The sequence below is a fragment of the Pseudomonas syringae genome (assembly GCF_002157375.1).
Taxonomy (GTDB): domain Bacteria; phylum Pseudomonadota; class Gammaproteobacteria; order Pseudomonadales; family Pseudomonadaceae; genus Aquipseudomonas; species Aquipseudomonas syringae_T.
Map to the genome: position 1 here is coordinate 38065 of NZ_MTSA01000015.1, position 12749 is coordinate 50813.

A 12749-nucleotide genomic window follows, 5' to 3' on the forward strand; every position below is an offset into this window, starting at 1 on the left:
CTCATCCTCACTTGGTCCGCCCGTCAGTTGCGTTCAAAGCGCTCAATGCTTTCACGTTCGCCAGGTCAGTCAGCTTCACGCCGCCATAGTTACGAACCACGAGGCTGACCGGGCCTTTGGCGGTGTTCCAGCTGAAACGTTGCTGGATGCCATCCAGGTCGGCCACGCGTGCGCTGTCGTTCATGCGCAGCAGGCCCCAACGCCCGGTGTAGTCGAAGACGGTGATGCGTTCGCCCGTCAGCGTCACTACATCCAGACGTGCGCCCGGTGCCGTCGTGGTGCCCGGCCACGAGAAGCGACTCCAGCTGGTCTTGCCGTTGCGGTAATGCTGCTCCTGGCCATCCAGCGTGAAGATGATGTCGGTGAAGTAGGCCGACGGCTCCAGCATGATCTCGAAGCCATTGTCGCGATCCGACAGGCTGGCGATGACTTCACCCAGCGAACTGGCCTTGTCGATGTTGCTGACCAGCTTCGGGTTGACCAGCGGTGCTTTGCTGCCGCTGCTCATGCCCAGGCCTTCGCCATCGGACAGATTGCCGATTTCGTTGCGTTTGAAGTTAGGCAGCAGGCCCGACTCCGGGTCGACGAAGCGTTGCAGGTCCTTCACCGATGCCTCGTTGCGGCTGTCGGGAGCGATCGGGTAACGATGCGCCATGACCTGTTCCCACGGTTTGGCAACCTGTTTGGCCCAGGCTTTGGCGATCTGTTCGCCAGCCGGGTCACGCAGGGTTTCCCAGGCGAACTGGATCGGCAGGCTGAACAGGCTTTGCAGCGAGGTGGATAGCCCGCCCTGGCTGGTATCGACCGTGGTTTCAACGTAGTTGCGCACGTTGGTGACTTCGCTCGGCTGTCCTTCCAGGGTTTCGCTGATCAACTGCTTGCTGCTTTTACCGACATCCTGCGAACGCTGGATATTGCTCATCCTGACCTTGAGCTTGCGCAACGCGGCCAGGTAGCGGTCCATGATCGTGCTGTCGGCGCCTTCGGCATTCTGCGCTGCGAACACCCGCGACACAGGTTCGAAACGCTTGGCGAGGCTGCCGTCGTCGACCGCAGGCAGGGGCGAGGTCAGCACGCTGGCCGCCGCTTCCTTGTTGTCGAAAATACCGCCGACCTTGCCCCAGAAACCGTCGTCACGCTTGACCCCGGTCTGTTGCGCTTCACGCGGTGCAGGCACGTCCCACTGGGTGTTGTCGTTGACGGCCGACAGCAGGAGTTTCACTGGCGAATTACGCACGTCGCTGAGCAACGACAGCTGTTGCGTGGCATTGGCCATGTCGCTGAAGCGACGCACACCGATGCTGTCGATCATGGTGTACCAGACCTGTGTGTAGTCACGCTTGTAACGGGTCATGAACTCACGGACGAAGTTGGCTTTCTGGACGACGCTGTCACCGCCTTCGCCATCGAGTACCCAGTCCGACTCGTTACGCAGGTTGCCCGACACCAGCTTGATCAACTCGGGTTTGACGAACTCTTCCCAGCCCTGACGGGTGAAAATTGCAGGCACGGCTTCCGAGCCATACAACAACTGGCGGCCCGGCATCGGCACCAGATCATTCAGGCCGATGGCCGGGAACTGACGGCTCGATTCCAGCTGCAGGCGCAGGTATTCACGGTCCACCAGCGAGCTGGAAATCATGAAAAACTTCAGGCTCTTGCGGGTTTCACTGATCAGCTGTTCATTGCGTGGCATGGCAGGGGCATCGCCATTCTTGAGCAATTGCACGTAGACCGGCGAGTTGTCCTCGATCACGTCGTCGCTGATCGGGTTGGCCTCGCTGGAAATACCCGCCCAGGCCACCGGCAGCGCGACGCCGACGAACTCGGTTTCCGGATGCGTGGTGGGCTGCGTCAGTATCAGGTAGAGCTTGAGCGCGTTGTATGACTCGATGATGGACGCTACTTGCCGTTCATCGAGCCGTCCGAGCATTTCTTCTGACAGCGACAAACCACCGGTTGTGGCCGACAGCTCGGCTGCATCGTTGGCGGTAGCCGGGTTGCGCAGTGCGGCAATGGCCTCGCTGCGTGTCTGGCTGGCCGTGCCTCTGGCGGCGCCGGTCAGGCGATTGGTCACATCGCCGGTGCTGCGCGGAATGCCGCTCAGGCTGGTCGGACGGCCTGCTGCCAGGTTGCGAGCGCCGCGGTCCAGCAGTTTCTGACCTTGAGCGCGTGCCTTGCCTGTTTTGGTGTCCGAACCGGCCGGTGCAGCGCCGAAGCCATACTGCGGGTCCATGGTTTTGGCGAACTCGTTGAATTCGCGCATCTGCAATTGCAGTTTCAGGGTGATCGGTTCCAGCGCCTGGGTACGCAACTGTTGCAAGTAGGCGGTCTGGGTGGCGAGGTAGATATCGTCACCGCGATACAAGCCGCCACTGAGTTGCAGCGGGACGCCCTTGGTGCGGTATTTCTCGATGACCGCCAACTGATTGCGCAGCAGTTCCAGCCCTTGGCCGGAAGCGAGACGTTGCGCCCGGTCTGGAGACTGCTCCAGTTCGGTCAGCTGTTGGCTGATCGACGCCAGCCACTGCCGGTTGTTCTGGAACGACAGGGTCTGCCAGCCGACGAAGGCCAGCCCGGCGAGCAGCGCGACAGCGATGGCAATCGGGCCAATCGATCTGTCGCGGCCATTGCGCGACTGGTACAGCGTCAGGTCCCGGTCAGGGAAGATGACGCGGCGGAAGGTATCAGTGATGAAATAGCTGCGATCACCGATTTTGCGATTTTCCTCGTGTTCCAGTGCGGCGGCTTCGGAGGCCGGCAGCAAGGCGAACGATTCGGCAAGATCGTCTTCGTAGACCGGCGTCAGTTGCTTGTCGGTCTGCAGGGCACTGGTGAAGTACAGGCCGCGTAACAACAACGGATTACCGTTGACGTTGCTGCGTGCGAAGTGCTGCAGGAACTCTTCGAGAATGGTCGACAGCTCAGCAAAATAGCTGGGGAAGTTCAGCAGCGCGCTGTTGGCATGAGCGCCCAGTGCGATCATTTGCGAATCGACGTGACGGCTGACATGCGCCTGCAGGTTTGCCAGTTTGGTTTTGAGTACCGAGCGCAGGCTTTCGGCGGTGACCTCGGTCAGGCCGAAGGTCATGCCCAGCGGCTGCTGACGCTCGTGCAGGTCCATTCCGTCGAATGCCTGGTTGAAGCCCGGCAACTGGTCGGTCTTGGTCAACATCAGGTAAATCGGCGGGTTGGCATCCAGGCAATCGGTGTATTCCTCGATGCGCGAGACCAGGCGCGCGCCCATCTCGTTACGCTCGGCGGCAGAGGCGGCCAACAGCTCCGGCAGGCTGACCACCAGCACCAGGCCGTTGACGGCGGCTTTGCTGCGCTGCTTCTTGAGCATGCGCAGGAACGCAGCGAACTCGCTGGCCGACTGGTCGTCACGAAGGTAACGGCCAGCGGTATCGATCATCACGGCTTCAGGGCTGAAGTACCAATCGCAGTGCTGAGTGCCGCTTTCCGTGTCGTTGGCGCTGCTGGCGATGCTGGCCGACAGGCCCGAGCGCGTCAGCAACGAGGTTTTGCCCGCCGCCGACATGCCGATGACCAGATACCACGGCAGGTCGTAAAGGGCCGATGAGCCGCCACCGCCCGCCGAACGATCGGTACGCAGCATGGCAATGGCGTGCTTGAGACGGTCGCGAAGCACTTGCTGATCACGGAACTCGCCCGTCGATTTCAGCGAGCGGTCAACTTCGATCTGAACCAGATTTTCGAGGTTGTGTTCGGTACGGATCCGCCGGTACTGGCGCAGCACGATCAGCAGCAGATAGAAGGCGCTGATGATCGCCATCGCTTCGAGCGTATAGCCTTGCAGCCAGCTGATCCTGGGGGCGAAAAACCAGCAGACAGCCAGGCTCGCCAGCCACAGTACCGGGACCAGAAACCAGAAACTTTTTAACAGACGCAATAATGTCTTCATGTCTTCCTGACTCGGTTACCTGATCGGGGCTCACGCATTGAACAGTTGGCTGATTTGTTCGGCCAACGCGGCCACGTCTTTGCCCAGCAACCAGTCCAGTGTCAGATAGACAGCCAGGCACACGAGTGCAATGAGCACTAGATAGAGCCAGACCGGAACTTCATGGCGAAGCATCTGTGACACCTGGTCAGGCAAGGCCCAGTCAGGCGACAAAGCCTTGGGCGTCTTGCGATGCCGTGCGATGTCCTGGCCCAGGGTGTTGGCCAGATAGCGCAGCTGGTCTTTCTGGCCCAGACCGAACTTGCCTTCGAAGCCCAGTGCCAGGCACAGGTGATACACCTCAAGCACATCCAGGTTTTTCTTCACGTCGGCGCGCAGCAGTTCGATCTTCTCGAAAAAGCCCTCACCCGCGAGGTGAACCCCGAAATAACGGAACTGCAACGGCTCCATTTCGAAGTGGCGACGCATGTCGTTATCGCCCGAGCGCAGCACGCTTTCATCAAGAAACGCGCACAGTGCGTATTGGGCGTCCTTGACCTGCTCGACGCTGTAGTTGGCGCTGCGCGCCTGACGCTCCAGATTGGCGAAAAAGGTATCGACACTCGCCTCGAACGCCGTGACCGAGGTCGCCTGGCGACCGCGACGCACAATCAGCGCCATGGTGATGAAGTCCCGCACCAGGTCTTTGAGCGTAGGTTTTTCGGTTGCGGCCGTAGCGGCACCTTGCATCACGGCTTCAGTCATTTAAGCACCGCCAACAGTTCAAGCTTGAGATTGGTAAACGCGCTGGGCGCGTAGAAGGAAATGGCCTGGGCTTCCATCATTCGCTCGTACACCCGGCCATGCGGCTCGATGGAGAAATAATGGTTGTCCAGACGCACCGGAATCGCGTTGGGCAGACGTGTCGAGTGGTTCAGCGTGACGCCAGGCATGGCGCTGTTGACGACCACTTCGATGTCTTCCGGTGAACCCACCTTGAACGCACGCGGCACCAGTTCCAGCAGGCTGGAGCCGGGCATGTCTGCATGCACCGAGATATAGAAGTCGGCCTCGGTGAGGCGTGGGTCCAGCAATTGGCCTTGCCAGTACGAAGGTCTGACCTGACTCAGGTTGATGACGATGCACTGGTTCGGGATCACGTTTTCGAGCAGCAGACGTACCAGCTCGTCGAGTTTTACCAGCGAGGCCGCCGGGTCCTGATGGTCGTAATCCGGGATGTCGGTGAGTTGCGTGTCCAGCGAGAACGTCAGCAAGCCGCCTGCCAGGTCGGCAAGAAACAGATACAGACGCTCCGGGTGCAGACGTGGATGCGCGAGCAGGTGTGCCAATTGCGGGTAGGCGCGGTTGACTGTGTTCAGCAACCAGAACAGCGTCACGTCGCTGGAACCGAACTCGGCAATCTGATCCGCGCGCTCGCGGCGGCGGCCTGAAAGTGCCTTGCTCTTGGCTTGCAGCACACTGATCAAACGTCTGCCGAGGCCGACCAGCGTCTCGTGAGTGCCCACATGCAGGGTGGGATGCACAAAGTGCGCGTCCAGGTTGAAACCGCCGATATTGTTGCGCGCCAGCCGCGCAATCGGGCAGTAGCTGTAACCGTCCAGACTGTCGCCATCGACCAGCATCACTACGTTCAGGCGCAGGCTGGTGATCTCGTTTTCCAGATCGCCTTCGTTGAGGTCTGGCAGCGTGTCGAACTGTTTACGGAAGCGGCGGGCACTCTTCTGTTCCTGGCCGTCTTCAACGTAGTTCAGGCCAAACGGCTCGGGCAGTTTCAGCGCGGCGTAAACCTTGATTTCCCCGCCTTTGATGAGGTTTTTCAGGTCGCGAGCGGCTGGCAGCGGATCGTGCTGCGGGGCGTCGTAAAGGCTGCCGTCCGGGAACACCAGCTTCAGGCGCTTCAGTTGCAGAGAGCCGGCGGCCAGCGCCTCGACGTCAACCTCCAGCGTCTGCACGCCCCAGTGGAAAGGCGTGCTGCGCAGGGTCGCTTCAGCGAGCTGATGCTGATGAAACTCATCCTGATATTGGAAATGTTGTGGCAAAAGGAACATGCCTTCCGACCACATCACGCGGCTTTGTTTACTCATTTGGCGCCTTCCAACAGAGAATTGAATTGTGAGTCCGCCGCTTTTTTCGCGGAGCTGCTGGCAGAGTCCTGAACTTGCTGTATCGCTGCATCCTGCGCACGATCGGTCAGGGTTTTTTCTGCAGGTTTTTCCGGCAAGGAATTGGACCGGGTGAACTGCTCTTCGGTCTTGAGCCGGTTCAATACATCCACACCGCGGACGGCGAGGATGTAGTTGTTGTCCACCAGCACGCGAACGCCGTCGGACGAGAACCAGATACCGTCCTTGCGCAACGTGTTGGCGTCGAACGCCACCTTCCAGCGGCTGTTCTCATCCGTCCGGAAAAACGCCGCGATGCCCACGTAGGAGGCGCTCGGGTTCAGTGGCCATTGATCGGTCTGACCCATGCCCGGCAGCAGAATCAGCTCCTTGCTTTCGACCAGCGTATTGCCCAGGGCTTTTTGCGGGTTGTCCCACAGACTGTCGGCGTCGATGGACTCGAAGCGCTCCAGCGACGCCAGTTGATACACGCGCACCACCACAGAAAGCGGCTTGCCGTACTCATCGGGGTTGAGCTGGTTACCGCCGTCGGTCGTCAGGATGACCTTTTCGTTGTCGCCGAACATCATGTCGCCAGCCCAGGTGTCATCCATGCGCTTGGCGACACGGTCTGTCACGCCACAGGCGGACAGCGCCATCATCACTGCCAGAACAGCCAGGCACCTTGCCAAGGCTGGCTTCGAGGAACACTTGCCTTGAAGTCTTTTATTCATCACGTGCTACCTATGGGGTGATCGATCAGGTCAGGGAGTAGGCGAAGTCGCCGTCGCTGCCCAGGCCGATGGTCAGGCTCTGAATCGGTTTGTCCTGCGCCATCCGCTCAAGCACCCGCTGAGCGAGTTCCGGCATAAGGGTCTTGGACAGGATGTTGTCGATGTTGCGCGCGCCGCTGTCCACCTCGGTGCAACGCGAAGCAATGGCTTTGATCAGCGCCTGGTCGTAACTCAGCACGGCCTGATGATTGCGCTCGAAACGCTTACGAATGCGCTCCAGCTTCAGACCGACGATGCGTTCCAGAATGGCGTCCTGAACCGGGTAGTACGGCACGATGGTCAGACGGCCGAGGAACGCAGGCTTGAACACCTGATTCAGCTCGTCGCGCAGACCTTCCACGATGTCGTCGGGGGTCGGCTTCTGCTCGGTGTTCAGGCACCACTGCATGATGCGATCAGTGCCGGTGTTGGACGTGAGGATGATCACGGTATTGCGGAAGTTGATCTCGCGACCTTCGCCGTCGTCCAGCACGCCCTTGTCGAAGACCTGGAAAAACAGCTCAAGTACGTCCGGGTGGGCTTTCTCCACCTCGTCGAGCAATACCACGCTGTACGGCTTGCGTCGCACGGCCTCGGTCAGCACGCCGCCTTCGCCATAACCGACGTAACCCGGCGGAGAGCCCTTGAGGCTGGATACGGTGTGGGCCTCCTGGTATTCGGACATGTTGATGGTGATGACGTTACGTTCGCCGCCATACAAGGTGTCGGCTAGCGCCAGCGCAGTTTCGGTCTTGCCGACACCGCTTGGGCCGAGCAGCAGGAACACGCCAATCGGCTTGTTCGGGTCTTCCATGCGCGCACGGGAAATCTTGATGCGCTTGCCGATCTCTTCGAGCGCGTGATCCTGCCCCAGCACGCGTTCACCCAGCAGCGCAGGCAGGCTTTGCACGGTGTCGATCTCGTCGCGCAGCATCTTGCCCAGCGGAATACCGGTCCAGCCGGAAATCACTTCGCCAATCGTGCCGCCGTCCACCAACGCATGGACCAGCGGCTGCTCGCCCTGAACGCTCGCCAGTTCGGCACGCACTGCGGCGATCTGCTCGGCATCAGGCTCGCCGCTTTCCGGAACGCTGAGCGCGCCCAGCTTCTCGACCAGTTCCAGCTCACGCTTCCACTGTTGCTCCAGTGCCTCGCGAGTTTCCTGTTCGGCTTTCAACTCTTCGTGCAGGGCGGTCAGACGACGGGCGTGATCGCTGCCTTTGGCGGTCTCCTGCTCCAGTACAGCGATTTCTGCGTTCAGGTTATCGATGTGACGCTTGCAGTCTTCCAACGCGCCGGGCTGCGCCGATTGGCCCAGGGCCACGCGGGCGCAAGCGGTGTCGAGCACGCTGACGGCCTTGTCCGGCAACTGACGGCCAGTGATGTAGCGGTTTGACAGGCGTACAGCCTGAACCAGTGCCTCATCCATCACCGTGACCTTGTGGTGTTCCTGCATCTTCGCCAGCAGCCCGCGAAGCATGTGGATGGCCTTGTCTTCATCAGGCTCTTCGACTTTCACGACCTGAAAGCGACGCGCCAGGGCTGCGTCCTTCTCGAAGTACTTTTTGTACTCCGCCCACGTGGTGGCGGCGATGGTGCGCAGTTCGCCACGAGCCAAGGCAGGCTTGAGCAGGTTGGCGGCATCGTTCTGCCCGGCCTGTCCGCCCGAGCCGATCAACGTGTGAGCTTCATCGATGAACAGAATGATCGGGTGCAGGCTGCGCTTGGTTTCTTCGATGACCGACTTGAGGCGGTTTTCAAACTCGCCTTTGACCCCGGCACCGGCCTGCAACAGGCCCAGATCCAGCGTGTGTATGGCGACGCCCTTGAGCACCGATGGCACGTCGCCCTGCACGATACGCAGCGCCAGACCTTCCACGACCGCTGTTTTACCAACGCCGGCTTCACCGGTCAGGATCGGGTTGTTCTGACGGCGGCGGGTCAGGATGTCGACCATCTGCCGCACTTCGAATTCGCGTCCCAACACCGGGTCGATACGGCCGTCGCGGGCACTTTGAGTCAGGTTGACCGTGTATTGATCCAGAGCCGGCGTCTTGCCGTTGCCTTTGGTGGTCGCGCCCGTGCTGGCGTCAGCGTTGGCCAGCGGCTTGCTCAGCTTCGTCTCGGGGCTGCCCTCTACCAGCGCGCTCAGGTTGAGGCGCAGGTCGTCGGCGTTGATTTTTTCCAGTTCCGGGGCCGAACCGATGACCACACGGCGCAATGCATCGTCGTCCAGCAGAGCCTGAATCAAGTGGCCGGTGCGGATCTGCGACTGGCCGAACTCGATCGACGCCAGTACCCAGGCTTGTTCGATCATGCGGGTGATGTGCGGCGAGAGGGCAGGCGTCCGCGAGTTGCCTTTCTTGAACGTCCCCAGCGCCGTGACCAACTGCGCTTGCAGGCGATCAGGCACCACGTCGTAATGACGCAGGATCACCGGCAGATCGTTCTCGTTGCTGTCCAGCAATTGCAGCAGCAAATGCTCGACCTCGACGTCGTAATGGTTCTCCGACAGGCACAGCGCCGCAGCGCTTTCAGTGGCGGTACGGCTCGTTTCGTTCAACTTGGCGAACAGGGACTTCAGGTTCACAGGGAGACCCCATCAAAAGGAATGTGAAAAAGGGCGCAACGGGAAGGCTCCACGTCGACACCGGGGCGTTTGAGCCAGCCAAGCCAGCCCAGAGATACGTTGCCTTGGCGGCCCAGACGGGCCACGGGTACAGCTTCGCGTTTGAGCTTCGGCGCAATCTGGAAGTCCAGTTCGGCCCCGATATAAAAACGCACCAGTTCAACAAGCTTCTGGTAATCCACAGTGCCCGGCTGAAAGCGCTGGTAATCGGTCAGTTCCAGCGGACCCATTTCAATACGCACGCACGACTGGTAATCCCAGACGCGATTGCCGGCCACGGCGCTTTGCCCCAGCACGGCGTTCTTGCGGCCCAGTTGCGTGCATTGGCCGCTGTCGAGCTTCAACCAGCGCCCGGCGAACTGCTGGATCTTGAACGGCAGCGAGAAGTAAAAACTCAGCATGACTTCCAGGTTCAGCGCATTGCGTGGCTTCTGGGCGAACATTCCCGAGAAATAACTGAACAGTTCACGGCGCAATGGAGACTCGCCCTTGTCGAACTTGCGTTTCAGCGCCTCGGGGCCAAAGCCCACCAGGTTGAGCAAATAACGATCAAAGTTCGAGGTGCCGCTGCGCTCGTACTCGATGTAAAACTTGTACTTTTGCCAGGCCTCGTAAAACAGCGTGGTCATGCGATGCGAAAAAATATCCAGAAACGCATGGGCAGCGTCATCCCGATACTGGATGTGCCGATCAATAAGCAGCTCGGTGTACGGGCGCGGCAACACGCCAGACGGCCCGACCAGCCCCATAAACGTGACTTGCACCTCGGACAACGGCAAACCTGCCGCTGAGACTTTGCCTTCGCGTTCGAATTGCAGGTCACTGACTTCACTGGCCGGGAAGTTGAGCGACAACTGCGAACGAAAGCGCAAAGGGTCCTCATGCGGCCTGGTTTCCAGGTCCATGCGACCGTTCCTGCTGTAATGCAGGCGAAGCAAACGCACCAACTGGAAAAATTCGAATCGGTGCGGCTCAGCCCTTGCCTGGTCGATCAGACCAGGGGTTGATCGCCTGTTCGCGGGGGCCATTGGACCACTCTCTTTTCGCGCTGCAAGGTGCGAAGGGTTAATTGGGTAAAGCTGTTCATCGAGCAGTACTGACCGAAGAAGTGGTCAAGCACCATGCCGAACAGGAAAACGCCGCTGCCGGTGTACTGGCTTTCATCGAATTTCAGCGTGATGCCGACGCCACGGACAAAGTTCGGACGGGGATGGCCGATACGCGCCACCACCGGCTCACTGGTCACCGAAACAATCCCGTTGATCTGTTTGCGGATCGCCGACACGTTGCGGTAGTTGTAGAGCGACAGCAGTTCGAGCAGTACTTCGCGACCCTTCGAAACCAGCGACATATGGTTGAGCGAGAGGTGCGAAATCAGGCGCCAGATCACCCCGTTGCCCAGCGGTACGCGCACCGTTGCAGTGGGCTTGCGCAGGCAGCGGATGTCTTTGATCACCGAGTTGGACGGGATATTGAAATCCCCGCGCTCGCCGCCAAACGGCAGCATCAGCGGCAGGTCACGGTTGCTGCACGTCAGGCGAATACTCAGCGTGTCGTTATTGGAGTCAATCAGCTCCAGGTCGCGGTCCACGACACGGATGAACATGTTCGAGCCATCGCTTTGCCGGCTTTGCGTCGGGCGCCGCCGCGCAATCCAGAAACTCTGCCCCGGGCCTTGATCGCCGCGCGGTTCGAAGAACGGGTGGCACGTGCCGACCTGATCGTTGCCGTTGATTTTCTTCACACGGCGTACGCGATCAATCGACACCACTTCGGCGGAGCTTTGCAGGCGCACGTCCGGCGTGACCGCGTATTCGTGCTGGACGTGGGTCAGCTTGATCGGCTGGGCCTGCTGACGGAACAGGTTGATGATCGGCGTGCAGTTGAGCTTGAAGTTGTTACGACCGATGTTCTGGGTCAGGCGCGCGAGGCGATCCGTCAGGTCATAGTCGGAAAAGTAGAAATTGATTTCGACGTTGGCGATCTCTTTGCCCGCCAGAATGCGCGCAAAGCCCGACAGGTCAAAGAACATGAACTTGTCCGGGAAGGTGAAGTATTCGTGCAGCAGGCGATACCCTAGAAACGAGCGTTCCGAATAATCCACAAGGCCTTCATCCAGGCCATAGCCCACGGACTTCAGCGCGCCGGCCGGAAGTACCACTTCACGAAGTCGCCCTTCGTCCTCGAATGACAGCGTGGCCTTGGCCAGGTTGTTGAACAGCAGCTCGTACAACTGATGCATGAGCGTGCTTTCGCCATCAAGGAAAAAGCGCAGGCTGTCCAGCTCCATCTTGCCAAACAGAACATCGGAGGTGGCGGCCAGGCCGACACGAAGGCGCGCAATCAGGTCCGCGCTGTGGCCATTGAACGCTGAGCGCTCCATTTCAATGAACGAAGCGCTTTGTACGGTAATCGGCCACATTTCGACCGGGTAGCACGTACGAAACTTGCACACGATGCCGTCCACCGGATTGGCGTGCAGCTCGGTGTGTCGAGCCACTCGATAGGACTCGGTGACCTTTTCCTGCTTGCCCATGTTGAACTCGACAATCGACATCGAGGGGGTAGGGCGCAGGTAGTGCGGGTACAGCACCTCCAGGAACGACTCGACGATTTCAGGAAACTCATCATCGAGTTTCTTGTGTACGCGCGCAGACAGGAACGAGAACGCCTCGATCAGGCGCTCGGTATGCGGGTCCTCACAGTTATCGCCCTCGATCAGAAGTCGCGACGCGATCTTCGGATATTGAGCAGCGAACTCCTGGCCCAGAAAGCGCAGGTGCGAGAGTTCTTTCTCGTAATAGGGCAGCAGATCGTCGAGCATCAGTTGAGGTTCTGCACTTTGTATTCCTGAGTGTTGACCTGCAGCACGGCGTCAAAAGAAACCTGACGCGAAATGTCCTGAAGACGCAGTACTGCGTCCACACGAAAAGTCAGCATGCGTTGGCCGGTCTGTTGTGCAAGCAACTGGACTTTCACGCTGCGAAAGCGTCGGTCTCCCACCGAGATCGCCTTCTCCAGCTGGCGCTGGATCAGCAAGCGGTCCTGAGGGTCGAGTACGCTCCTGCTGGTGAAGTCGGGCATACCGTAATCGAGAATGGTGCCGCTCAGATTGGCAAAGCCTTCAAGCTCGCCAGCGACCAGAGACTGGCGAGTGTTCACCAGAATCTCCAGGTCACGAACGATGCTGGCCTTGTAATCGGCCAGCGAGCAAAGGCGTTGCGATGCCGTTTCCATGGACTGATGCGGACGATCATCGAGCAATCGATCCAGCAATGAAGGCAACAGCTTGTGTTGACTACTCATGTTGCCTCCCTGGC

At 59.7% G+C, this 12749-nt stretch carries 8 protein-coding genes; all 8 read right to left on the reverse strand.

Translation table 11 applies throughout. From position 1 onward, the window contains the following. Positions 1-7: 7 nt before the first annotated feature. Genes BW686_RS19100 through tssE form a run of 8 tightly spaced genes read right to left on the reverse strand, consistent with a single transcriptional unit; the run spans position 8 to position 12735 of the window. Positions 8-3925: a type VI secretion protein IcmF/TssM N-terminal domain-containing protein gene (locus tag BW686_RS19100; RefSeq protein ID WP_084919078.1), complete on the reverse strand. Its 3918-nt coding sequence runs from the start codon at positions 3923-3925 to the stop codon at positions 8-10. Positions 3926-3955: 30 nt separating this feature from the next. Continuing rightward, positions 3956-4669 (reverse strand): type IVB secretion system protein IcmH/DotU, encoded by a 714-nt coding sequence (gene icmH, locus BW686_RS19105; RefSeq protein ID WP_084919079.1) that lies wholly within the window; start codon positions 4667-4669, stop codon positions 3956-3958. Continuing rightward, complete coding sequence (tssK, locus tag BW686_RS19110) at positions 4666-6009, reverse strand: type VI secretion system baseplate subunit TssK (RefSeq protein WP_084919080.1); 1344 nt, start codon at positions 6007-6009, stop codon at positions 4666-4668. Before tssK ends, icmH begins: the two co-directional genes overlap by 4 nt. Further along, a complete protein-coding gene (tssJ, locus tag BW686_RS19115) occupies positions 6006-6761 on the reverse strand; it encodes a type VI secretion system lipoprotein TssJ (protein WP_084919081.1) in 756 nt (251 codons plus the stop codon). Before tssJ ends, tssK begins: the two co-directional genes overlap by 4 nt. 25 nt (positions 6762-6786) lie before the next feature. Next, positions 6787-9390 (reverse strand): type VI secretion system ATPase TssH, encoded by a 2604-nt coding sequence (tssH, locus tag BW686_RS19120; RefSeq protein WP_084919082.1) that lies wholly within the window; start codon positions 9388-9390, stop codon positions 6787-6789. Further along, positions 9387-10457 (reverse strand): type VI secretion system baseplate subunit TssG, encoded by a 1071-nt coding sequence (gene tssG / locus BW686_RS19125; RefSeq protein ID WP_084919083.1) that lies wholly within the window; start codon positions 10455-10457, stop codon positions 9387-9389. The genes tssH and tssG overlap by 4 nt, the downstream gene beginning before the upstream one ends. Then, on the reverse strand, positions 10421-12253 hold the full coding sequence (tssF, locus tag BW686_RS19130) for a type VI secretion system baseplate subunit TssF (RefSeq protein WP_084919084.1): 1833 nt from the start codon (positions 12251-12253) through the stop codon (positions 10421-10423). Before tssF ends, tssG begins: the two co-directional genes overlap by 37 nt. Next, a complete protein-coding gene (gene tssE / locus BW686_RS19135) occupies positions 12253-12735 on the reverse strand; it encodes a type VI secretion system baseplate subunit TssE (protein WP_084919085.1) in 483 nt (160 codons plus the stop codon). Before tssE ends, tssF begins: the two co-directional genes overlap by 1 nt. Between the last annotated feature and the right edge of the window lie 14 nt (positions 12736-12749).

Excerpts from the sequence above, each read along its gene's own strand:
- tssE (WP_084919085.1), bottom strand. The coding sequence starts at position 12,735 with ATGAGTAGTCAACACAAGCTGTTGCCTTCATTGCTGGATCGATTGCTC.
- tssJ (WP_084919081.1), bottom strand. The coding sequence starts at position 6,761 with ATGAATAAAAGACTTCAAGGCAAGTGTTCCTCGAAGCCAGCCTTGGCA.
- tssF (WP_084919084.1), bottom strand. The coding sequence starts at position 12,253 with ATGCTCGACGATCTGCTGCCCTATTACGAGAAAGAACTCTCGCACCTG.
- tssK (WP_084919080.1), bottom strand. The coding sequence starts at position 6,009 with ATGAGTAAACAAAGCCGCGTGATGTGGTCGGAAGGCATGTTCCTTTTG.
- tssG (WP_084919083.1), bottom strand. The coding sequence starts at position 10,457 with ATGGCCCCCGCGAACAGGCGATCAACCCCTGGTCTGATCGACCAGGCA.
- BW686_RS19100 (WP_084919078.1), bottom strand. The coding sequence starts at position 3,925 with ATGAAGACATTATTGCGTCTGTTAAAAAGTTTCTGGTTTCTGGTCCCG.
- icmH (WP_084919079.1), bottom strand. The coding sequence starts at position 4,669 with ATGACTGAAGCCGTGATGCAAGGTGCCGCTACGGCCGCAACCGAAAAA.